This window comes from Agrobacterium sp. SOY23 (assembly GCF_027212525.1).
Lineage (GTDB): Bacteria > Pseudomonadota > Alphaproteobacteria > Rhizobiales > Rhizobiaceae > Agrobacterium > Agrobacterium tumefaciens_I.
On sequence record NZ_JAPWDT010000006.1, the window covers coordinates 128,798 to 150,629 of the forward strand.

Here is a 21,832-nt window from a genome sequence, read left to right on the forward strand (position 1 = left end):
TACATATGAATTGTCGATCCATATTTGAGATCATCGAAATTTAGCGGCCCGTCCATAAAGGGTGGGTGCGCCTTAGCGGGAGGCTATTTATGGTGCAGGATTTTAACGGCCGGACAGTGGTGATCACCGCCGCCGGCCAGGGTATCGGCCGGGCCACGGCGGAGCGTTTCATATCGCTCGGCGCGCGTGTCATCGCCACCGATATCAACGAGCAGGCGCTTTCGACGCTCAAGGGCGCTGAAACCCGGGTTCTGAACGTGCTGGATGGCGATGGCGTCAAGGATTTCGCCGCCGATATCGGCCATGCCGACGTGCTGTTCAACTGCGCCGGTTTCGTGCATGCCGGCACCATTCTGGACTGTGAAGAGAAGGACTGGGATTTCTCCTTCGATCTTAATGCCAAGGCCATGTACCGCACCTGCCGCGCCTTCCTGCCCGGCATGCTGGAAAAGGGCAAGGGCGCGATCGTCAACATGTCGTCGGTTGCTTCCAGCGTGAAGGGCGTGCCGAACCGCTTCGCCTATACCGCGTCCAAGGCGGCCGTGGTGGGTCTCACCAAGGCGATCGCCGCCGACTTCGTCACCAAAGGCATTCGCTGCAACGCCATCTGCCCAGGCACGGTCGACAGCCCGTCCCTGCATGACCGCCTGCGCGCCACCGGCAATTACGAGCAGGCATTGGCCGACTTCATCGCCCGCCAGCCGATGGGCCGCATCGCCACGCCGGAGGAAATCGCGGCGCTCGTGACCTATCTCGCTTCGGACGAAGCAGGTTTCACTACCGGCCAGATCCATGTGATCGATGGCGGCTGGACGGCCTGATTGTAGACAGGGGAAAAGAGAGGCGACCGGCGTAAAACCCGGTCGCCTTTTTCGTTCAGACGACCGCGCTTCCGGCCATCAGCGCAAGCACGAGGAAGACCAGGAAGATCACCACGGCGATGAAGAACAGAATGCGGGCCACGCCCGCTGCCGCCGCGGAAATGCCGGTAAAGCCGAATACGCCTGCGATCAAAGAAATAACAAAGAAAATAAGAGCCCATTTCAGCATGGCGCTTCCCCTTTTGCGTAATTATCCCGAGCCCGCCGCGCCGCGACAGGCTCGATAAAATGACGCGCAAAAGGCGAAAATGTTCCACTCGCCCGCAAAAATCGTTCTTTTACAAGCCCGTCTCACCGGCAGCGTCGATCTGGCGGGCTTTCCAGGTGGTGCGGATGAAGGTTGCGACGAAAGCAAGGCTCATGAACAGCACGATGGTGGGGGCAGGGGCGCTATCGATCAGAAAGCTCAGCCATATACCCGCCAGCGATGAGCCGATCGCCACCGCAATGGCCACCAGCAGCATGGCGGAGAAGCGCCGTGTCAGCAGGAAGGCGATCGCGCCCGGCGCCACCAGCATGGCGACCGAGAGGATGATGCCCACCGCCTTCAGCGCGCCGACGACCGTAAGCGACAGAACCATCAGCAGGCCGTAATGCAGGACACGCACCGGCAGGCCGATGGCTTTTGCATGCTGCGCATCGAAGGCGTTGACCAGGAGGTCCTTGCGCAGGATGCCGAGGAACAGCGTCGCGAAAAGCGCGATCAGGCCGGTCTCCAGCATGTCTGACGGCGCAATGCCCAGCATGTCGCCGAAGAGGATGTGGTCGAGATGCACATCGCTCTGCACCTTCACATAAAGCACCAGCCCCAGCCCGAACATGCCGGAAAAGACGATGCCGAGCACCGTATCTTCCTTGATGCGGCTGTTTTCCTTGATAAAACCGGTGCCGAGCGCGCAGATCATGCCGGCGATGAAGGCGCCGATGGAGAGCGGGATGCCGACAATATAGGCCACCACCACGCCGGGCAGCACGGCATGGGAGACGGCATCCCCCATCAGCGACCAGCCCTTCAGCACCAGAAGACAGGAGAGCATCGCCATCGGCATCGCGATCATCAGCGTGATGACGAAGGCATATTGCATGAAAGGCAGCTGGAACGGCAGGAGCGCCAGTTCGAAATATTCGCTCATGGCGTTTCTCCGAGCGCCTTGCGGGCCTTGGCTCTGGAAGCGAGAAGCCCGTGTTTGGGTGCAAAGACGAAGGCGGCAAGGAAGATCGCCGTCTGCAGCACGACGATGACGCCGCCGGTCGCGCCATCAAGGAAATAGCTGAGATAGGCACCGACGAAGCTGGTGGCCGCGCCGATGATGAGGCTCATCAGGATCAGCCGCTCGAAACGGTCGGTGAGCAGATAGGCGGTGGCGCCCGGCGTCACGACCATGGCGACGACGAGGAAGGCCCCGACCGTCTGTAGCGCCGCAACCGTGGAGGCGGCGAGCAGGGTGAAGAAGATCACCTTCAGCACTTCCGGTTTCAGCCCCACGGTGCGGGCGTGGTTTTCATCGAAGAACACCACCATGAAGTCACGCCATTTCAGCGCCAGCACGAGAAGGCTGATGCCGCCGATCAGCGCCAGCTGGATGGTGTCTTCGGCGGTGATCGCCAGAATATTGCCGAGCACGATGGTCTGGATATTGATCGAGGTCGGCGAGAGCGAAACCATGAACAGGCCAAGCCCGAAAAACGAGGTGAAGATCAGCCCGATGATCGCGTCTTCCTTCAGCCTTGTCTTCTGGTTCAGGAACAGCATGGAGCCGGCCGCAAGCCCGCCGGAGAGAAAGGCGCCGAGCGAAAAGGGCAGGCCCAGCATATAGGCGCCCGCCACGCCGGGAACGATGGCGTGGGAAAGCGCATCGCCGATCAGCGACCAGCCCTTCAGCATCAGATAGGCGGAGAGGAACCCGCAGACGCCCCCCACCAGCGCGCTGACCCAGATGGCGTTCAGCATATAGCCATAGGTAAAGGGCTCAAGAAGGCTGTTTATCATCGAGTTTTTCCTTCGGAGCCTCGGGGTTGCGCCCGTTCTGGCCATTCTTGCCGTAGATCACGAAGGGTCGCTCATCATCGGTGATGACCTTTACCCGGCGCGGATCGGCGTCGTTGTGCAGGTCGGCCCCGCCAAGCACGAAGTGGCGTAGGCTGCCGCCAAAGGCCTTTTGCAGGTTTTCCTCGTTGAAGGTATCCGCCGTCTTGCCCGATGCCAGAACCGTGCCCTTGACGAAGACGGCGCGGTCACAGAATTCCGGCACGCTGCCGAGATTATGGGTGGAAACCAGCATGACCCGGCCCTCATCCCGCAGCGCCTTCAGAAGTGCTACGATCTGCTCTTCCGTCGTCACGTCGACACCGGTGAAGGGCTCGTCCAGCAGGATGACCTGCCCCTCCTGCGCCAGCGCGCGGGCCAGAAACACCCGCTTCTTCTGCCCGCCGGAAAGCTCGCCGATCTGGCGTTTGCGATAATCGAGCATGTTGACGCGTTTCAGCGCTTCTTCCACCATCTGGTGATCGCGTTTCGAAGGGATGCGCAGGAAATTCATGTGGCCGTACCGGCCCATCATCACCACATCCTCCACCAGCACCGGAAAGCTCCAGTCCACTTCTTCGGCCTGAGGCACATAAGCCACGAGGTTTTTCCGGAGCGCCTCCTTCACCGGCAGATCGAAAATCGAGACGGAACCGGCGGCGAGCGGCACAAAACCCATGATCGCCTTGAAAATCGTGGACTTGCCGGCGCCATTGACGCCGACAAGTGCAGTGATCGTTCCGCGGGGGATGGAAAAGCTGGCGTTTCTTAATGCGGTGTGGCCGTTTCGATAGGTCACTGTCGCATTTTGAACCGTCAGGCCGCCGCCGGATTTTTTACTGCCCATTCTCATGAAGACAGTCCCTTGGCGATGGTTTCACTCGTCACGCGCAACAGGTCCAGATAGGTCGGAACCGGGCCATCCGCTTCGCTCAGCGAATCCACATAGAGGATGCCGCCATAGGCCGCGCCGGTTTCCTTGGCCACTTGCTGGGCGGGATCGGCCGAAACCGTGCTTTCGCTGAAGATGACCTGGATATTGTGTTCGCGCATGGCGTCGATCACGCCGCGCACCTGCTGGGGCGTTCCCTGGCTGTCGGCATTGACCGGCCACAGGAACAGTTCCTTCAAGCCGAAATCGCGGGCGAGATAAGAAAAGGCGCCTTCACTCGTCACCAACCAGCGCTTGTCTTCGGGAAGAACGGAAAGCGTGTCGCGGATCGGCTGCACGGTGGCCTTGATCTTGTCCGAATAAGCCTTGGCATTGGCGGCGTAGACATCGGCATGGGAGGGGTCGATTTCGGCAAGACCCTTGCGGATATTTTCCACATAGATCAATGCGTTATCCGGCGACATCCAGGCGTGCGGATTGGGTTTTCCCTGATAGGCGCCACCGCTGATGGCCATGGGTTCCACACCCTCGCTCACCGTCACGCTCGGCACGCCGGAAAGGTTGGCCAGGAACTTCTCGAACCACAATTCCAGATTGAGGCCATTGCGCAGCACCAGATCGGCCTTGCGGGCCTTCAGAATATCGCGGGGTGTCGGCTGGTAGTTGTGAATTTCGGCGCCGGGCTTGGTGATGCTTTCCACATTGGCCGCATCGCCCGCCACGTTGCGCGCCATATCGGCGATGATGGTGAAGGTGGTTACGACCGTCGGTTTTTCCTGCGCGAGAGCCACGCCGGGGAGAAGAAGCGAAAAGGCGAAAACAGCATGCCGGATTTTTTGAAAGTTCACGGGGCTCACCAGATTTTGTTGCGACTAATTCGCAATACCATCCGTTATAAAATCACACTTGTCAACGCTATTGCAAATCATTCGCAAATTAGTGCAATTTCACGAATGTCTGAAAATGGTGCGTTTTTGCCGGCGCCGCGCCGGTTGGATTAAACTTTTTTCAATGAGAAAGCGGCACTATCGCAAGGCTCGGACAGCGACGTCCGGAGCTTGTCCCACGTGTGTTCCTCATCCTTCGAGCCACGTTTTGGGGTGAGGGCGATAGGCGGGGTACTTGATGTCAGGATGTTGCGGGTGAAAGCTGTATTCGGACGAATGCGGTTTTCGCGCAAGCTCGTTATGATTGGAGGCGGGATCCTGCTTTTGGCGGGCGCGACCGGCTCTGCTGCCGTGTTCATCGGCAGCGAGCGGCTGCTTGGCCCATCCTATGCCTCCACCAACGGGCTTTCCTGCGACGCAGTCCAGACGGTTAATATCCGCAAGAACGGCGCCCTATGGGTGCGCAAATTCATCCGCACCGAAGGTGGCAACGGCACGGAGCGGCTGAAGACCGCGCTGCGCGTCGCGAGAGCGGTTTACGACAGGCAGAAACCCGATCTGGTTCAGGTCTCCGTGCTGGACAAGAACGGCCCGCAATTGCGCTCGGAAATGCGCGGCCGGGCGATTGCCGCACAGGTCGTCTTCATTCCGGATCCCGCCAAGATTCCCGAGGGGGCCGAAGCCCGGCGTTATTCCGCCTTTTATTACGATGGTGCGGCCAATGGCAGCGGCCAGTTTTACGGGCTGCGCATCGATCTGCCGCTCGAAGACACCGAAACCATGGCGGCAAGCCTCAGCGATTCCGCCGATTGCGAGGCGCCTGCTTCGGAAGCCGGTGCTGAAGGCCATGACGGCAAGGCCGCCAAAGGTGCGGCTGCTCATGGCGAAAGCAAGGGCGAGGCTGCCGGCGACCACAGTTCCACGCCGGCGGAGAAAGACGAGGGCGGAGCCCATGGCGAGCCCCCATCTCCACAGGCCCATGGCGAACCCGCTGCCGATGAACTCCTGACCTCGACGCCGGAGGCCGATGGCGGCAGCATCTTCAGCCTGTCCTATCTGAAATCGCTGATCTTCGGAAAAGGCTCGACCACCGCGCAGGCGGCTGAGGAAAAGCCGGCAGGCGAAAATGCCCCGGCGGAAGAACCGGGTGCGAAGGAAAAGGCGCCGGGACACTAAGAAGCGCGGACCGTTTGCTCCCGAAGCCGTTGCAGGGTTTCATCCTCCGAACTGGTCAGGTTTCGGGCCCGATTCGCAAGCGGCCGATTGGATTTGGAAATTTCCGGCGCTTACCGACAATTGCCGGGGAGAAATTCTGCGACAGGGCGGCAAAGGCGGCGATCCGGGCGATCAGTTTTTCCCGGTCGCTCTTGGTCACGGATTGATAGCTTTTGATGTTGTCGACGTAATCGGTCAGCCATTCTTCGTATTTGCCGTCGTTCCAGACGCGCTCCGTCGCTAACACCGCGTCTTCCAGCCTGTCATAGGCAACCAGCGCACGTCGCCAGCGATGCTCGTCAAAATCCAGCGCGCCAGTGGCAAAGAGTGACCCGACCTCAAGGCCGTAACTCATCAGTTTCGCCGAGCGCTCCGGCGGCATGGTCAGGTTCAGCCCGCCTTCCTCCGGGGTGAGGAAGACGCGGGCGATGCGCTCTCTCTGCCCCGGCATGGTGGCGAGGGATTGGTCCTGCCAGTCCTTCGCCGAACTGAGGATGCTTCCGAGGAAACCGCTCATTTTCTCCATCTTGTGAACGGGCACGCCTATTCCTTCACCGGCCGCCTGCGGAATCGTAACGCGCCTGCTGTTGCTGGCGACGGATTTCGGCAGCTCGTCGAGGCTGAGCGCGAAGGTGGGACGGGATGGCAGCAGGGCATCGAAAAGGTGGATCGGGAAGTTGCTGCTGATCCCGCCATCCGAGAACCAGATTTTCGCCTTGATGACGGGCGGCCCCTTGCTATCGATACGCCGCAATATGTCGAGCGTGCCGTGGTCATTGGTATAGGCCGGAATGGCCTTGAACAGCACCGGAAAGCTGAGGCTCATGCGTGTGGCGACGATGACCGGCAACTGGGCGGGCTCCGGGAAAGCCCTGAGCTCGGGAAAGCGGCCTCCGGGTGTCGCGATCTGCTTCAGCCAGTTCATCACGGCAGCGGGGAAGAGCTGGCTCCATTCTTTCGGCTCATAAGCCACCACGAGGTTTGTGGTAGGAAGCGTGTGGGGCCGCCGCATCGACAGATTCGTCGTGACCATCTTCAGGTTTATGCGCGGCTTCTCCGGATCGTCGCCTGCCAGATCACCAAAGGTGAGCGGCGGCGCCGTCGCGGCTTCGCTGCCGAAAGCAATGTCCTGGATCGACGCATGAAGCCACTCCGTAAGGCCCGGCGCTCCCGTGCCGGAAACCGTCAATCCCGAACAGAAGCCGAATCCTTCCTGTGGCAACCGGTGGAAAACCAGCCAGGCGATCTGGGCGATAATTCCAATCAGCAGCCCCACCAGCCCGCCGAGAATTGACCCGGCGCAACCTCCGCCCATCGCCCACAATGCACCGGCGCCGATTGCGATTCCCGCTATCGAGGCCAGCGGAAAAGCCAAGGGCAGGCCCAGCACCTTGCCCGGCCAGCCGCCAGCCTGTGCCCATAGCAGATATTGCATCAGTGGGCGAAAACGGCGATCCGGCTGGAAAAGCGTGCCCAGGATTTGGGGTATCGTATCGCAATGGGCCTGCAGGCGGGTGAACCCTTCCGGATCACCTCTGACGGTGCGCGAATATTCCGCCGCCGCCGCGAAAGCGGCGGCAATCGCCCCGGCCGACGTGCCGCCTATCGAGCGGAAGCGATAGCGGCGCGCCAGTTCAAGGACGGCATAGGGATAAACGACACCGGAGGTGATGCCGCCCTTCATCACCACGTCGCATTCCTTTTCAGGTGCGGCGAACATATCGGGCAGGTATCTGGGAAGCTCATTCTCGGGCATGCGTATCTCCCCCACGGTCTCGTTGATCGAAAGCCGTCAAACACAATGCGAATGATGGAGAATGGGTATCACAAGTTGAAGTGAAGCCGCCAGTATATTCTACTGAAAGTTAAATAAACTTATTCGATCCGTTCACTGAAAGTCGGATAACTACTTCGCCATGTCTTGTGTCTGGCAGGAAATCGACGGGAAGATGGGACGAAGTCTCGTCACCTGAGCCGACGTCATCGTCGGGCCTGTCCCACTGCTGTCCGGTTTAAATTCCGGATGACCTGCAGCCTTTTGAAGCGAGTGATGGAGAGGCAATAGTCTCTCGGTATCATCCTCGGGCTTGTCCAGAGGATGATACCGATTGATTTTATTCGACGGGATTAGATCCTCGGCACGAGGCCAAGGATGACGCCGGTGTGACTGGCGGCCGTGAGGCCGCCTGTGGTTTATTGGTTCAGTCCGCCTTGTTGCGGCGGGCCGGGAAGAGGATGACGTCGCGGATCGACGGGGCGTTGGTGAGCAGCATGATCAGGCGGTCGACACCGATGCCGAGGCCACCGGCGGGCGGCATGCCCTGGTCGATGGCGTCGAGGAACTCGTCGTCCAGTTGCTTGTCCTTTTCGCCGCGGGCATGCGCCTGTTCCAGCTGTTCCACCATGCGGCGGCGCTGTTCTTCCGGATCATTGAGTTCGGAGAAGGCGTTGCCCACTTCCCAGGCGTTGCAATAGCTTTCGAAACGCTCGACGAGGCGCGGTTCGCCCGGCACTTCCTTGGCGAAGGGCGAGATGTCCTTCGGGAAATGCGTGACATGGCTCGGCTGGATCAGCGTGCCTTCCACCTTCTCTTCGAAGATGAAGGCAAGGCATTCGCCCCAGGTCCAGTCTTTCTCGACGGCAAAACCGGCAGCCTTGGCGGCAGCGCGGGCTTCTTCATCCGTCTTGATGGCGAGGAAGTCGATACCGGTCGCTTCCTTCACCGCATCCGGCATCGGCACGCGCTTGAACGGACCCTTGAAGGAGATCGTCTGGCCCTGGAATTCGACTTCGGTGGTGCCGTGCAGCGAGATCGCCAGCGTCTCGAACAGCCGCTCCACGAGACCCATGATGTCTTCGTAGTCGGCATAGGCCCAGTAGCACTCCATCATGGTGAATTCAGGATTGTGCCTTGTGGAAACGCCTTCATTGCGGAAGTTGCGGTTGATTTCGAAGACCTTGTCGGAAAGGCCGGAAACCAGCGTGCGCTTCAGGAACAGTTCCGGCGCGATGCGCAGGTACATGTCCATCTTCAGCGTGTTGTGGAAGGTCTTGAACGGATCGGCGGTTGCACCGCCATAAACGGTCTGCAGCATCGGCGTTTCCACTTCGAGGAAGCCTTCGGCCTCCATGAAACGACGGATGCCGGAGAGGATCTTCGAGCGCTGCAGGAAGCGCAGCTTGGATTCCTCGTTGGCGAGGATGTCGAGGTGACGCTTGCGGTAACGCAGCTCGATGTCGGAGACGCCATGCCACTTTTCGGGCATGGGCAGCAGCGACTTCGTCAGCATGGTGATTTCTTCGGCGTTGATCGTCAGCTCGCCACGCTTGGTGCGGCGCACCTTGCCGGTGACGCCGATGATGTCGCCGATATCGATCATCGGCAGCAGGTTACGGGCCGCTTCCGGCGTTGTATCCTTGTGGGAGAAAATCTGCACCTTGCCCGAGGCGTCATGGATATCCATGAACATGCCGGAATTGCGCGAGGAATAAACACGACCCGCCACCGTCACCGTATCGCCGGTCTCGACGTCGGCTTCGATATCGGCATATTTTTCCGCAAGCTCGGCATTGGTCAGCGTGCGGTGGAAATGCGCCGGATAGACATCGCCGATCTGCTCGCGCAGCAGCGCAAGCTTCTGGCGGCGCACTTCGGTGGCGTCGGAGGAGAGGGCGGTGGTTTCGGTCTTGGTTTCGGTCATGATTTTTGCCTTAGCGGGCTTGTTCGTTGCGGTTACCCTTTGCGCTCGGGGCTACCCCCCTCTGTCCTGCCGGACATCTCCCCCTCAAGGGGGAGATCAGATGCCGCGCCCGCCCGTTCCATGGGCAAAGTGTCAGCCGTTTGTCGATCTCCCCCCTTGAGGGGGAGATGCCCGGCAGGGCAGAGGGGGTACCCGAACAGAGGGGTACATTTTCAGGATGCTGCCGTTATCGCCAGCATCAATTTATCAGCTTCCACTGCCAACCATCGTGGCCACAACGGCAATCGCAGCCTTCAAACGCTGGCGCACGACCGAGCGGCCGAGCAGCGCCATCGAGTCAAACAGCGGCAGCGAGCGCGAGGAACCGGACATGGCAACAAAAAGCGGCGGCGTGACGACGCGCAGCTTCTTGCCCGTGCGTTCGGCAACATCGCGCAGCTCGGCCTCGATGGCCTCCACGTTCCAGTCCGGCATCTTTTCCAGATCGGCTGCAACTGTGGTGAGGATCTCATGGATTTCCTCCGGTTTGCTTTTCAGCCCGGCAAAGGAAGCCGGCGTCAGGCCGGCATCGCTTGCGAGCAGGAAGCCGGCAAGGTTCGGCAATTCACCGAGCTTGGAAATGCGGCTCTGCGAAAGCTTCAGGCCTTCGGTCAGGCGGGAATTTTCCATCGCCCATTCCAGCGTGCGGGCAATGAACTCTTCCGGTGAAAGCTTTTCGCGCAGCCAGCGGCCGTTCAGCCAGTCCAGCTTCTGGATGTCGAAGATCGCGCCGGCCTTGGAAAGCGCTTCCGGGTCGAACTTCGCGGCCAGCTCGTCCATGGTCAAAAGCTCTTCACCTTCGGCGATCTGGATGAAGAACAGGCCAAGGAAGTTCATCAGCGCTTCCGGCAGGTAACCGAGCGCGGAATAATAGGAGATCGAGGTCGGGTTCTTGCGCTTGGAAAGCTTCGATTTGTCGGCATTGCGCATCAGCGAAAGATGCATGAACACCGGCTGATCCCAGTCGAAATAACGGTAAAGCAGAATGTGCTTCGGCACCGACGCCAGCCATTCTTCGCCGCGCGCCACATGGGTTATCTTCATCAGATGGTCGTCGATGACGTTTGCCATGTGATAGGTCGGCATGCCGTCGGCCTTGATCAGCACCTGCATGTCGACCGAATCCCACGGGATCGAGACGTCGCCATAAACGCCGTCGTGGAAATCGCACGAACCTTCGGTCGGGATTTTCATGCGCACGACATTGGCCTCGCCGGCGGCAACGCGGGCGGTGACTTCCTCGGCCTTCAGGTTGAGGCAATGGCCGTCATATTTCGGCGGCTTGCCGCTAGCGCGCTGGGCTTCGCGCATTTCTTCCAGCCGCTCGGGCGTGCAAAAACAGCGGAAGGCATGGCCTTTTTCCAGAAGCTCTTCGGCATAGGGCCAATACATGGCCTTGCGCTCGGACTGGCGATAGGGGCCGTAAGGGCCGCCGACATCGGGGCCTTCCGACCAGGTGAGACCGGTCCAGCGCAGCGCTTCCAGCACTTTCTGCTCATATTCAAGGGTCGAGCGGGTGGCGTCGGTATCCTCGATGCGCAGGATGAACTCGCCGCCATGTTTCTTGGCGAAGAGATAGTTGAACAGCGCGATATAAGCCGTGCCGACATGCGGCTCGCCGGTGGGGGAAGGTGCAATGCGGACGCGAACGCCGGAAGTGGTCATGAAATTCACTCGTCGTGACGTGGAAGTGACATCGGGGCGGTTCACCCTGATATCACGGAGTTTTCGTTTGGATGCGGCAGGACATCATGTCGAAAGGCGAAAAGAAAGTGCCTTTTTCATATTCCCGTTCGGCTTCGGCTTAGGCCATATTCTGCCGCAGGCGTCAAGGAAATATGGAGTCCGGAGGGGTTGGCCGTCCTGCCGCCCGGCCTCAGTTCACCGGCCAGACGTAAAGCAGCATGGGAATGCTGGCGATGACGATCATGATCGACAGCGGCAGGCCGAGGCGCGGATAGTCGCTGAAGCGGTAGCCGCCGGGGCCCATGACCAGCGTGTTGCACTGGTGGCCGATGGGGGTGAGGAAATCGCAGCCTGCGCCGATCGCCACGGCCATCAAAAAGGCCTCCGGCCGAAAACCCAGTGTCGTGGCGAAACCGGCGGCGATGGGGCCCATGACCAGCACGGTGGCGGCATTGTTGAGAAAGGGTGTCACCGCCATGGCGGTCAAAAGGATCATGCCGAGCGCCGCAAAAGGCGGCAGGCCCTGCGCCGCATGGCCGAGCCAGGCGGCGATCAATTCGCTGGCGCCGCTTGTCCGCAGCGAGTCACTGACCGGAATGAGGGCGGCGAGCATGACGAGGATCGGCCCGTCGATCGACTTGTAGACTTCGGTGAGCGGAATGGCGCCGACGATGATCATCAGGAAGGCGGCGGCGAAAAAGGCGACGGAGACCGGCACCAGCCCGCTGCCGGCGGCAATCATGGCGGCGGCCAGAACGATGACGGGCAGAAGCGCGCGGCGCTGCACGCCGAGCAGGATTTCCCGCTGCGCCAGCGGCAAGAGCGAAAATTCCTGCAGCACCTGCGGCAGGTTCTTGCGGCTGCCCTGCAAAAGAATGACGTCACCTGCCTGCAGGGTCAGTTCGGAAAGCCGCTGGCTGACGCGCTGGCCGCGGCGGCTCACCGCGATGAGATTGACACCGCGCGTATAGGAAAGTGACAGTTCGCGCGCTGAAATGCCGCTCAGCACCGATTCATTGCTGATCACCGCTTCCATGGAAATGAGGTCGGCGGTTTTCTGGCCGTTCTCCGTCAGCGGCTTGCCGGACAGCAAAAGCTTCGCCTGCGAGACGATGCGGTCGAGCCCTTCCGGCCCGCCTTCGAGAAGAATGGTGTCGCCCGCCTTCAGCGTTACGTCGGGGAAGGGCGAAATGCGCCGCGGCCCGCGCAGGATCGTGCTGGCGATCACACCGCCATCGGCCTGTTTCAGCAATTCGCGTAGCGGCTTTTCCGCATAGGTGCTGTCGGCGGGCAGCGTCGCTTCGGCGGTATAGGCGGACTGGTCGAGAATATCCTCCACCGAGGCCTGCTGGCGGTTGCGCACCGGCAGCAGGCGGTAACCGAAGGTCAGGAAAATGATGCCGATCACCGTCAGCCCCGCACCGACGGGCGTGAAATCGAACATGGTGAAGCTCTGCCCGGTCATCTCCTCACGCAGGCGGGAAACGACGATATTGGGCGAGGTGCCGATCTGCGTCATCAGTCCGCCCAGAAGTGCGGCAAAGGCCATGGGCATCAGATAATAGGAAACCGGGCTGCCGGATTTGCGGGCGAACTGGAAGGCGACCGGCATCATGATGGCGAGCGCGCCGATATTCTTGATGAAGGCCGACATGATGGCGACGACGATCATCAGAAAGGCCAGTTGCAGGCTCTTGGAATGCATTTCCGGGAAATATTTCTTGATCGTCATATCGACGATGCCCGAGCGGGCCACCGCCGAACTGACGATCAGCGCACTGCCGACGATGATGACGATATCGTCGGAAAAACCGGAAAAAGCCCGGTCGAATGGCACGACACCCACCGCCACCGCCACCAGCAATGCACTGCAGGCAATGACGTCGTAACGGAACCTGTCCCAGATGAACGCGACCATCATGCCGGCGATCACAGTAAAGGCGAGGATCTGTTCGGTCGTCATGCTTGCTCATGCTTTCGAGGGTGAGGCACCGATAGAGGGCTCTATCGGTGATGATATCGAAGAACGCAAGGCGAGGTCATGCGGTTCCTTGGCTGGAACTGAGGATGCAAGCATTCTCCGTCATGCCGGGCTCGATCCGGCATGACGGAAGGACGTGCGGTCAATGTGTCTCGCCCGCTTCCGCTTTCTTGCGGCGGCGCGCGTTGCGGGCCAGCATGTTGAGCAGTTCCACCAGTGCCGAAAACGCCATGGCGGCATAGACGTAACCCTTCGGAACATGGAAGCCCATGCCTTCGGCGATCAGCGTCGTGCCGATCATCATCAGGAAGGCGAGCGCCAGCATGACGATGGTGGGGTTGCGCTCGATGAAGTTGGCGAGCGGCGTTGCAGCCAGCAGCATGACGGTGACGGCGACGATGACCGCGACGATCATGATCGGCAGATGCGGCGTCATGCCGACGGCGGTGATGATGCTGTCCACCGAGAAGACGAGGTCGAGCAGCAGGATCTGGCCGATGGCGGCGCCGAAATTCATGCCCACAGGGCCGCCCACCATGTCTTCCTTGTGGTCTTCCGGGTCGACATTGTGGTGGATTTCCTTGGTGGCCTTCCACATCAGGAAGAGACCGCCGGCGATCAGGATCATGTCCTTCCACGAGAAGGCGTGGCCGAAGAGTTCGAAGACCGGCGTGGTGAGCTGCACGATCCATGCGACGGTGCCGAGCAGGCCAAGGCGCATGATGAGCGCAAGGCCTATACCGATCTTGCGGGCTTTTTCACGCTGTTCGGGCGGCAGCTTGTTGGTGAGGATCGAGATGAAGATCAGGTTGTCGATGCCGAGCACGACTTCCATGACGATCAGGGTGACGAGCGCCACCCATGCGGCGGGATCAGATAGAAGAGGGAGAACGGACTCCATCAGGTAGGTTTTCCTTTCAGCAACAAGGCCAGCCGAAACATTCGGTGGGTGGAATTTATAGCGCAATACGCGAGAAACAAGGAGATGATGGCTCCGGAGCGCAAGATTTCATCGAAATTTCGCGCAGGCCGCGTATTGGCGTTCACACCGTTGCTGAATGATCTCAGGCCTTGTCGGTTCCGTAAGCGGCCATGAATACGTTGATGGCGCTGCCGATCACCCGGTCCAGTTCCTCGTCGGGAACCGGGCCTTCCAGCTCGCCGAACAGCCGGAGCTTGAAGAAGGTGCCGGTGGAAAGCTCTATATATTGCCGGGCGGCCAGCTCAGGGTCATCCACCTTCAGGTGGCCGATCTCGACCTGATGTTCGATGAAATCCAGGAGCACGGTGCGCACATTGTTCGGCGCGGAGAGGAAAAAACGCTGCGCCAGTTTCGGCATGCGGTCGATGACGCCGATCACCGAGCGCATGGCCGGAATCATGTCGGAGCAGATCATCTTGTTGGCAAAGGCTTTGCCGAATTGTTCCAGCCCTTCGCGCACCTCCTCGGTGCCCTCGAGAATATGGCGCATGGAGGTGGCGAATTCGTTGCGGTGATGGTCGACGAGGGCGACGAACAGATCCTCCTTGTTGGAGAAATAGACATAGATCGTGCCCTTGGAAACGCCGGCTTCCCGCGTGATGTCGTTCATGCTGGCCGCGTCGAAGCCCTTGCGTTTGAACACACGCCAGGCGCCCGCCAGAATCTGATCGCGTTTGGCGGGGTCTTCACCCGCCGCAAAACGCCCGGCGGTATTGCCCGGACAGCCCGTTTCCGTTTCCGTCTCCATATCCCTGTCTTCACCTGCCATCACTGATGCTCCTTAGCATCGGAATGACGTAAAAAAAATTAACCGAACGTCGAACCAATCGGTTCGATAACACTTGATATGTGTCAGGAAAGAGATTATGTCAATCGAACCGAACGGTTCAGTTCAAAAAATTTTCTTCAATCTATCACGGTAATCTCTCATGTCGGCCCAGAAGAATAGCGCGGTTCGCGCCGCCAACGATGCGGAAGAGGTGGATGTTTCCGCCAAGGCCGAGACCTCTCCCGCAAAGCCGGTTGAGGCTCCGCCCCAGCAGCCGCCCCAAACCGTTGCAGCACCGAAGGCCAAGAAGCGTTCGCCTCTTCTGCCGATCTTCGCCCTTGCCCTTCTGGCCGGTGCTGGCTGGTATGGTTATAACTGGTGGATCGATGGCCGCTTCATGGTGTCGACGGATGACGCCTATATAGAAGGTGATATAGCCGTCATCGCGCCGAAGGTCTCCGGTTACGTCGCTAAGGTCAACGTTGTCGAGAACCAGGAAGTCAAGGCGGGCGACCCGATGGTAACGCTTGACGATGGCGATTATCGCATCGCGCTCGAGCAGGCCGAGGCGCAGATCCGCACGGAAGAACTGTCGCTGAAGCGCATCGATGCGCAGATCGTCGGCGGTGAAGCCGCGCTGGAACAGGCCGTTGCCCAGAAGGGCGCGCTGGATGCTGCGCTTCGCGGTGCCGAAATCACCCAGAAGCGCGCAAGCGAGTTGCAGGCGAAGGACGTCGGCACGGTTGCCGCTTCCGACAATGCGCAGGTCGCGCTGGACCAGGCGAGGGCGAATGTTGTCGCAGGCGATGCTTCCATCTCCTCGGCCAAGGCCAATGTCGAACTTCTGCGTGCCCAGCGCGAGGAGGCCGAAAGCACCGTCCGCTCGCTGCAGCTTTCCCGCGACAAGGCGGCCCGCGATCTTGCCTTCACGGTTCTGAAGGCGCCCTATGATGGCGTCATCGGCAATCTGGCGGTGCAGACGGGCGATCTGGTTTCGGTCGGCAAGCGTCTGGCTTCGCTGGTGCCGATGAACGAGCTTTATATCGACGCCAATTTCAAGGAAACGCAGCTTGCCCGCGTCGTGCCCGGTTCGAAGGTGCGCGTGCATGTCGACGCATTTGACGATGCGACGATCGAAGGTACGGTGCAGTCGATCTCGCCCGGTTCCGGCTCGGTCTTCTCCATGCTGCCGCCGGAAAATGCCACGGGCAACTTCACCAAGGTCATCCAGCGTGTGCCTGTTCGTATCGTCTTCTCCAGGGAAGACCTTGCAAAGCACAATCTGCGCGCAGGCCTGAGCGTCGTTGTCGATGTCGATACCCGCACGGCGCCGGAAACCACCAGAACGGCGCAAGCCAATCCGGAAGCCAAGTAAGGCGCGTCTTTGACGCACCGTTGAGGGCAAGATCATGGCGGCTACGGTTGTCGGTACGGGCGGGGCGTCCATCCCCGCCGATCCCCCGATGGACAGGCGCAGGCTCATCGCGTTCTTCGCGATGGTCTTCGGCATGTTCATGTCCATTCTCGACATTCAGATCGTCTCCGCCTCGCTTGCGGAAATCCAGGCCGGCCTCGGTGCCGGCTCGGATGAGATCGCCTGGGTGCAGACCTCTTATCTGATCGCCGAAGTCATCATGATCCCGCTTTCGGGCACGCTGGCGCGCATTCTCTCCACGCGCGTGCTCTTCGCCACCTGTGCTGCGGGCTTCACCATATCGAGCGCGCTCTGCGCCACTGCCACCAATATCGACCAGATGATCGTCTATCGCGCGATCCAGGGCTTTATCGGCGGCGGCATGATCCCTTCGGTCTTTGCGGCTGCCTTTACGATCTTCCCGCCCTCGAAGCGCTCGGTCGTCTCGCCGATCATCGGTCTTGTCGCCACGCTTGCGCCGACCATCGGCCCGACGGTTGGCGGTTATCTCTCCAATGCCTTTTCCTGGCACTGGCTGTTCCTCGTCAACATCATTCCCGGCATCATCGTCACCATCCTTACCTGGAGCCTGATCGATTTCGACAAGCCGGAAAAGTCGCTCTGGAAGAAATTCGACTGGTGGGGGCTGATCTCCATGGCCGTCTTCCTCGGCTCGCTGGAATATGTGCTGGAGGAGGGCAATAACAAGGACTGGTTCAACGACGAGCATATCGTCCTGGGTTCCGTCGCCATGGTCATCGGCGCGGTGGTGTTCTTCTGGCGTGCCTTCAAGGTGGAGTTCCCCGTGGTGGATATTCGCGCCTTTGCCGACCGCAACTTCTCCATCGGCTCGCTCTTCTCCTTCGTCATGGGCATAGGGCTTTACGGGCTGACCTATCTTTACCCGCTCTATCTTGGCCGGGTGAGGGGTTACGATGCGCTGATGATCGGCGAGACGATGTTCGTCTCCGGTCTTGCGATGTTCTTCACCGCGCCGATTGCCGGCAAGGTCTCCACCAAGCTCGATCCGCGGGCGATGATGGCGATCGGCTTCATCAGCTTCGGCTGCGGCACATGGATCATGACGCATGTGACGACCGACTGGGATTTCTACGAGCTGCTGATCCCGCAGATTCTCCGCGGTTTCGGCCTGATGATGTGCATGGTGCCGATCAACAACATTGCGCTCGGCACCCTGCCGCCGGCCCGTATCCGCAATGCGTCCGGCCTGTTCAACCTCACGCGTAACCTCGGCGGCGCGGTCGGGCTTGCCATCATCAACACCATGCTGTCGCAGCGCACGGACGACCATTATGTGCGGCTCGCCGAACATATCAGCTATTCCAACCCGAAGGCGCTGGAATGGCTGAACAGTGTGGGTGCCAACTACGATTCCTACGGGCTGGACGGCGCTTCCGTCGCGGTCAAGAAAATGGTCGGCATGGTCTCGCAGCAGGCATGGATTTTGGCCTTCGCGGATGTGTTCTTCGCGCTGACGATTTTGTTCTCCAGCCTGATCTTCATGACCGTGCTGATCCAGAAACCAAAAGCTGCGCCGCCGCCCGACGCCGCGCACTGACAAAAGAATCCCCTCCCATCCACCGCAGAGCTGGGGCCGTCGAAAATGACGGCCCCTTTTTTGTCGGGGCAGTACCGCTCGCGCATGTGACAGGCGCGGAATGAATTCCGGAATCCCCCGGTTGATCGTGTGGGACAACCGATGTATATGTTTCTTGAGGTACGTACCTCAAAAATGCTTCCAGCGGGAGATGGAAGCGGCCGGATGGGTGGTCGGCAGCGGCTTTACCCTGCGGCTTGCGGCAGTTCAGGGAGGGATCATGACGGGCTTGCAACTCAATCCAGATTTTACCATTGCGGATGAACAGTCGCTTCGTGGCCTGTTCGAACCCACGCATTCCCTGGCGGTATTGAAGTGTCAGGAGACGCTTGGCGAGCACGCGCGGGAATTCATAAGGCGCTCTCCCTTCCTGTGCATCGGCACACAGAATCTGGAAGGGAAGGCGGATGTCAGCCCTCGCGGCGATCCTTGCGGGTTCGTGCAGGTGTTTGATGAACGTACCCTGGCGATCCCCGATCGGCCCGGCAATAATCGCCTCGATACGCTCAGAAATATCATCGCCAATCCCAATGTCGGGCTGTTGTTCATCGTGCCCGGCTTCGATGACACGCTGCGCGTTAATGGCCGCGCCACTCTGACCCGGGATCCGGAGCTGCTGAAGCGCATGAGCATCGCGGAGCGGACGCCCAGGCTTGCCATCGTCATAAGGGTGACCGAGGTTTTTATGCATTGCGCCAAGGCGTTCAGGCGCTCCCACCTGTGGGATCCGGCGCATTTTCAGCGCCGCGCGGAGATGCCTTCGCTCATCAAGATCATTCTGGATGAGACGACCGGCGCCCCGGCCAGCAAGGACGAAATGCAAAGGATGGACGATCAGCTGGAGCAGGATTACCGGCGGACGCTCTATTAAGCGCTACGCCGTGTCCAGCCGAATGGCGGCAAGGCAGGGCCTGCATTGTCGGTTCGCCTGCCGTTTTTAGCTCCGAAATTTCCCTCCAGCCGGGGTGGCGGCCTCTTCAACGACGATATGGCAGTGCGCCCGGCGGACGATTGATGAAATATGAGGTACGTACATCATTTTTCGGTTTACGACGACCTCAAAGCTGGATATTCAAGAGGTGAGGGAGGAGCCATGAAGCCGACAGTTCACGATATTGCCGAACGCGCTGGCGTCAGCCTCGCCACCATCGACCGGGTGCTGAACATGCGCCCCGGTGTGCATGCCGCCACCCGCGCCCGCGTGGAAGCGGCGATTGCCGAGCTTGGTTATGTGCGCGATATCGCGGCGGCCAATCTTGCCAAGGGCCGCAATTATTCGCTGGTCTTCATCCTGCCGGGCAATGACAATTCCTTCATGGCGACGCTGAGGGCCGAGGTGCGGGCCGCTGCCGCCCGCGCGCATCTGGAGCGCACGGCGATCCGCGTCATCGAGGTGCCGCCCTTCAATGCGGCGGCGCTGACCGAGGCCCTGGAGGTTGCGCGGCGGGAAAAGCCGTCGGGAGTGGCCTTTGTCGCCACCGATTCTGAAGATGTGGCCGAAGCCGCCGACCGGCTGGCGGAAGACGGCATTGCCACAGTGACACTGGTTTCCGATCTTTCCGGTTCGCGGCGTGATCATTATGCCGGTGTCGACAACGCCGCGGCCGGGCGCACGGCGGCGAGCCTGATGGGGCGTTTCCTTTCCGGACGCGGCGGCGATGTCGCGGTCGTTGCCGGCTCCATGCTGGTGCGCGACCATCGCGAGCGTCTGGAGGGTTTCCGCTCCGTCATCGAAAGCGAATTTCCGCAGTTGCGGCTGCTGCCGGTGCTGGAGGGTAAGGATGACCCGGCGACCGTAGAGGCGCTGGTGGGCGGGGCGCTCGGCAATGCCGCGCTGTCAGGAGTTTACAGTCTCGGCGCAGGCAATCGCGGTCTCATCCGCGCGCTGAGAGCGCGGGGTGACGACAGGCCGCTTTCGGTCATCGCCCATGAGCTGACGGAAAACACCGCCAATGCGCTGCGGGAAGGGGTGCTCGACGCCGTGCTCAACCAGGATGCCGGCCACGAGGTGCGCAGCGCCATCCGCGTATTGAAGGCGCGCGCCGATGGCCTGCCCGTCATCGCCGCGCAGGAACGTATCCGTATCGACATATTCCTCAGGGACAATCTTCCCTGAGCAAAACGCTTGAAATTTGGCGCATGGAGCGCCGGAATGGAGAAATATATGTATCTCGGTCTCGATCTTGGCACATCCGGCGTCAAAGCCCTGCTGATGGACGGCGATCAGAAAATCATCGGTTCGGCCAACGGCTCACTGGATGTTTCGCGCCCGCATCACGGCTGGTCCGAACAGGACCCGGCGGACTGGATTGCCGCGACGAAAACCGCCGTTGCCGGCCTGAAGCAGAAGTTTCCGAAGGAGCTGGCCGCCGTGAAAGGCATCGGCCTTTCCGGCCAGATGCATGGCGCGACGCTGATCGATGCGGACGGCAAGGTGCTGCGGCCCTGCATCCTGTGGAACGACACGCGTTCCCATGCCGAAGCCGCCGCACTCGATGCCGATCCGCGCTTCCGCAAGATCACCGGCAATATCGTCTTCCCCGGCTTCACCGCGCCGAAGCTCGCCTGGGTGGCGAAGAACGAACCTGAAATCTTCGCGAAAGTCGCCAAGGTATTGCTGCCGAAGGATTATCTGCGGCTGTGGCTGACCGGCGAATATATCTCGGAAATGTCTGATTCCGCCGGTACCTCCTGGCTCGATACCGGTGCGCGCAAATGGTCCTCCGAGCTTCTTGCCGCCACCGGGCTTGACGAGAAACACATGCCGTCGCTGGTGGAAGGCACGGATGAGGCGGGCGTTCTGCGCACCGAACTGGCTTCCGAATGGGGCATTTCCGGCCGTGTCGTTGTCGCCGGTGGCGCGGGTGACAATGCGGCCTCGGCCTGTGGCATGGGCACGGTGAAGGAAGGCCATGCCTTCGTATCGCTCGGCACATCGGGCGTACTTTTCGCCGCCAATGCGTCTTACCTGCCGAAGCCGGAAAGCGCAGTGCACGCCTTTTGCCACGCATTGCCCAATACCTGGCACCAGATGGGCGTCATCCTTTCCGCGACAGACGCGTTGAACTGGTATTCGCGCCTCACCGGCCAATCCGCTGCCGATCTGACCAGCGAGCTGGGCGAGACGCTTCTCGCGCCGACCGGTGCTACTTTCGCGCCCTATCTCTCCGGTGAGCGCACGCCGCATAATGACGCTGCCATTCGCGGCTCCTTCATCGGCCTGTCGCATGAAAGCGACCGCAAGGCGCTGACCCAGGCCGTGCTGGAAGGCGTCACCTTCGCGATCAGGGATAATCTCGAAGCGCTGAAATCCGCCGGTACCTCGATTTCCCGCGTCACCGCCATCGGCGGCGGCTCGCGCTCGGCCTATTGGCTGGCCTCGATCGCTACCTCGCTCGGCGTACCCGTCGATATTCCTGCCGAGGGCGATTTCGGTGCCGCCTTCGGCGCCGCCCGCCTTGGCCTGATTGCCGCGACCGGAGCCGATCCGGTTGCCGTCTGCTCGCAGCCGGAGACGGCGCGGACGATCGAGCCGGTGGCGGCGCTGGCGGGTGCCTATGAGGAGGCTTACCGGCGGTATCACGCGCTTTATCCGGCTATTCGGGCGCTTTCGCATTGAGACACGGAGTGCGCGGTTTACCCCCTCTGCCCTGCCGGACATCTCCCTCAAGCGGGGAGATCAGCAGGGCGCTGCCTCTCGCTCCATCTTCAGCCTCACGTGAGGACAAGAACTAACCGCGA

18 protein-coding genes are annotated in these 21,832 nt (G+C 60.5%); 7 read left to right on the top strand and 11 right to left on the bottom strand.

All coding sequences use genetic code 11. The features are described 5' to 3' along the window. Nucleotides 1–89 precede the first annotated feature (89 nt). Nucleotides 90–821, top strand: coding sequence for an SDR family oxidoreductase (locus O3S81_RS18015; protein WP_269345364.1), 732 nt, complete (start codon nt 90–92; stop codon nt 819–821). 55 nt (nt 822–876) lie between these two features. On the opposite strand, the gene O3S81_RS18020 is transcribed toward O3S81_RS18015, so the two are convergent. The 5 genes from O3S81_RS18020 to O3S81_RS18040 form a co-directional block, all read right to left on the bottom strand. Further along, on the bottom strand, nt 877–1,050 hold the full coding sequence (locus O3S81_RS18020) for a DUF1328 domain-containing protein (protein ID WP_003499086.1): 174 nt from the start codon (nt 1,048–1,050) through the stop codon (nt 877–879). A 109-nt stretch (nt 1,051–1,159) separates the two neighbouring features. Next, nucleotides 1,160–2,014, bottom strand: a complete 855-nt coding sequence (locus O3S81_RS18025; protein WP_269345367.1) for a metal ABC transporter permease — start codon at nt 2,012–2,014, stop codon at nt 1,160–1,162. After that, nucleotides 2,011–2,871: a metal ABC transporter permease gene (locus O3S81_RS18030; RefSeq protein WP_269345368.1), complete on the bottom strand. Its 861-nt coding sequence runs from the start codon at nt 2,869–2,871 to the stop codon at nt 2,011–2,013. The genes O3S81_RS18025 and O3S81_RS18030 overlap by 4 nt, the downstream gene beginning before the upstream one ends. Further along, complete coding sequence (locus tag O3S81_RS18035) at nt 2,852–3,760, bottom strand: manganese/iron ABC transporter ATP-binding protein (RefSeq protein WP_269345369.1); 909 nt, start codon at nt 3,758–3,760, stop codon at nt 2,852–2,854. Before O3S81_RS18035 ends, O3S81_RS18030 begins: the two co-directional genes overlap by 20 nt. Further along, nucleotides 3,757–4,647 (bottom strand): metal ABC transporter substrate-binding protein, encoded by an 891-nt coding sequence (locus tag O3S81_RS18040; protein ID WP_269345371.1) that lies wholly within the window; start codon nt 4,645–4,647, stop codon nt 3,757–3,759. Before O3S81_RS18040 ends, O3S81_RS18035 begins: the two co-directional genes overlap by 4 nt. Nucleotides 4,648–4,932: 285 nt before the next feature. Between O3S81_RS18040 and O3S81_RS18045 the strand changes: the two genes are divergently transcribed. Next, nucleotides 4,933–5,862, top strand: a complete 930-nt coding sequence (locus O3S81_RS18045) for a hypothetical protein (RefSeq protein ID WP_269345373.1) — start codon at nt 4,933–4,935, stop codon at nt 5,860–5,862. Nucleotides 5,863–5,917: 55 nt separating this feature from the next. On the opposite strand, the gene O3S81_RS18050 is transcribed toward O3S81_RS18045, so the two are convergent. From O3S81_RS18050 to O3S81_RS18075, 6 genes are all read right to left on the bottom strand, one after another. Next, nucleotides 5,918–7,657: a patatin-like phospholipase family protein gene (locus O3S81_RS18050; protein WP_269345375.1), complete on the bottom strand. Its 1,740-nt coding sequence runs from the start codon at nt 7,655–7,657 to the stop codon at nt 5,918–5,920. 445 nt (nt 7,658–8,102) lie between these two features. Next, nucleotides 8,103–9,602 (bottom strand): lysine--tRNA ligase, encoded by a 1,500-nt coding sequence (gene lysS, locus O3S81_RS18055; protein ID WP_269345376.1) that lies wholly within the window; start codon nt 9,600–9,602, stop codon nt 8,103–8,105. A 246-nt stretch (nt 9,603–9,848) separates the two neighbouring features. Further along, complete coding sequence (gltX, locus tag O3S81_RS18060; RefSeq protein WP_269345377.1) at nt 9,849–11,306, bottom strand: glutamate--tRNA ligase; 1,458 nt, start codon at nt 11,304–11,306, stop codon at nt 9,849–9,851. 211 nt (nt 11,307–11,517) lie between these two features. Beyond that, on the bottom strand, nt 11,518–13,290 hold the full coding sequence (locus O3S81_RS18065; protein ID WP_269345379.1) for an SLC13 family permease: 1,773 nt from the start codon (nt 13,288–13,290) through the stop codon (nt 11,518–11,520). Between the two features lie 160 nt (nt 13,291–13,450). Next, nucleotides 13,451–14,209 carry a TerC family protein gene (locus O3S81_RS18070; RefSeq protein ID WP_269345380.1) on the bottom strand — a complete coding sequence of 253 codons (759 nt, stop codon included), beginning with the start codon at nt 14,207–14,209 and terminating at the stop codon, nt 13,451–13,453. Between the two features lie 163 nt (nt 14,210–14,372). Then, nucleotides 14,373–15,059 carry a TetR/AcrR family transcriptional regulator gene (locus O3S81_RS18075; RefSeq protein WP_269345381.1) on the bottom strand — a complete coding sequence of 229 codons (687 nt, stop codon included), beginning with the start codon at nt 15,057–15,059 and terminating at the stop codon, nt 14,373–14,375. Nucleotides 15,060–15,219: 160 nt separating this feature from the next. Between O3S81_RS18075 and O3S81_RS18080 the strand changes: the two genes are divergently transcribed. The 5 genes from O3S81_RS18080 to xylB all read left to right on the top strand — a co-directional run bounded on the left by O3S81_RS18080 (nt 15,220) and on the right by xylB (nt 21,710). Further along, nucleotides 15,220–16,434, top strand: coding sequence for an HlyD family secretion protein (locus O3S81_RS18080; protein WP_269345382.1), 1,215 nt, complete (start codon nt 15,220–15,222; stop codon nt 16,432–16,434). Nucleotides 16,435–16,468: 34 nt separating this feature from the next. Then, the gene (locus O3S81_RS18085; RefSeq protein ID WP_269345383.1) at nt 16,469–18,052 is read left to right on the top strand and encodes a DHA2 family efflux MFS transporter permease subunit; all 1,584 of its coding nucleotides are present in this window, start codon (nt 16,469–16,471) and stop codon (nt 18,050–18,052) included. Between the two features lie 259 nt (nt 18,053–18,311). Then, on the top strand, nt 18,312–18,962 hold the full coding sequence (locus tag O3S81_RS18090) for a pyridoxamine 5'-phosphate oxidase family protein (RefSeq protein ID WP_269345779.1): 651 nt from the start codon (nt 18,312–18,314) through the stop codon (nt 18,960–18,962). A 222-nt stretch (nt 18,963–19,184) separates the two neighbouring features. Beyond that, the gene (locus O3S81_RS18095; RefSeq protein ID WP_269345384.1) at nt 19,185–20,207 is read left to right on the top strand and encodes a LacI family DNA-binding transcriptional regulator; all 1,023 of its coding nucleotides are present in this window, start codon (nt 19,185–19,187) and stop codon (nt 20,205–20,207) included. Nucleotides 20,208–20,255: 48 nt separating this feature from the next. Next, nucleotides 20,256–21,710, top strand: a complete 1,455-nt coding sequence (xylB, locus tag O3S81_RS18100; RefSeq protein ID WP_269345780.1) for a xylulokinase — start codon at nt 20,256–20,258, stop codon at nt 21,708–21,710. Nucleotides 21,711–21,832: the final 122 nt, after the last annotated feature.

Coding starts and splice junctions, on each gene's coding strand:
- O3S81_RS18015 (WP_269345364.1), top strand. CDS start 90: ATGGTGCAGGATTTTAACGGCCGGACAGTGGTGATCACCGCCGCCGGC.
- O3S81_RS18020 (WP_003499086.1), bottom strand. CDS start 1,050: ATGCTGAAATGGGCTCTTATTTTCTTTGTTATTTCTTTGATCGCAGGC.
- O3S81_RS18025 (WP_269345367.1), bottom strand. CDS start 2,014: ATGAGCGAATATTTCGAACTGGCGCTCCTGCCGTTCCAGCTGCCTTTC.
- O3S81_RS18030 (WP_269345368.1), bottom strand. CDS start 2,871: ATGATAAACAGCCTTCTTGAGCCCTTTACCTATGGCTATATGCTGAAC.
- O3S81_RS18035 (WP_269345369.1), bottom strand. CDS start 3,760: ATGAGAATGGGCAGTAAAAAATCCGGCGGCGGCCTGACGGTTCAAAAT.
- O3S81_RS18045 (WP_269345373.1), top strand. CDS start 4,933: ATGTTGCGGGTGAAAGCTGTATTCGGACGAATGCGGTTTTCGCGCAAG.
- O3S81_RS18050 (WP_269345375.1), bottom strand. CDS start 7,657: ATGCCCGAGAATGAGCTTCCCAGATACCTGCCCGATATGTTCGCCGCA.
- lysS (WP_269345376.1), bottom strand. CDS start 9,602: ATGACCGAAACCAAGACCGAAACCACCGCCCTCTCCTCCGACGCCACC.
- gltX (WP_269345377.1), bottom strand. CDS start 11,306: ATGACCACTTCCGGCGTTCGCGTCCGCATTGCACCTTCCCCCACCGGC.
- O3S81_RS18065 (WP_269345379.1), bottom strand. CDS start 13,290: ATGACGACCGAACAGATCCTCGCCTTTACTGTGATCGCCGGCATGATG.
- O3S81_RS18070 (WP_269345380.1), bottom strand. CDS start 14,209: ATGGAGTCCGTTCTCCCTCTTCTATCTGATCCCGCCGCATGGGTGGCG.
- O3S81_RS18075 (WP_269345381.1), bottom strand. CDS start 15,059: ATGGCAGGTGAAGACAGGGATATGGAGACGGAAACGGAAACGGGCTGT.
- O3S81_RS18080 (WP_269345382.1), top strand. CDS start 15,220: ATGTCGGCCCAGAAGAATAGCGCGGTTCGCGCCGCCAACGATGCGGAA.
- O3S81_RS18085 (WP_269345383.1), top strand. CDS start 16,469: ATGGCGGCTACGGTTGTCGGTACGGGCGGGGCGTCCATCCCCGCCGAT.
- O3S81_RS18090 (WP_269345779.1), top strand. CDS start 18,312: ATGACGGGCTTGCAACTCAATCCAGATTTTACCATTGCGGATGAACAG.
- O3S81_RS18095 (WP_269345384.1), top strand. CDS start 19,185: ATGAAGCCGACAGTTCACGATATTGCCGAACGCGCTGGCGTCAGCCTC.
- xylB (WP_269345780.1), top strand. CDS start 20,256: ATGTATCTCGGTCTCGATCTTGGCACATCCGGCGTCAAAGCCCTGCTG.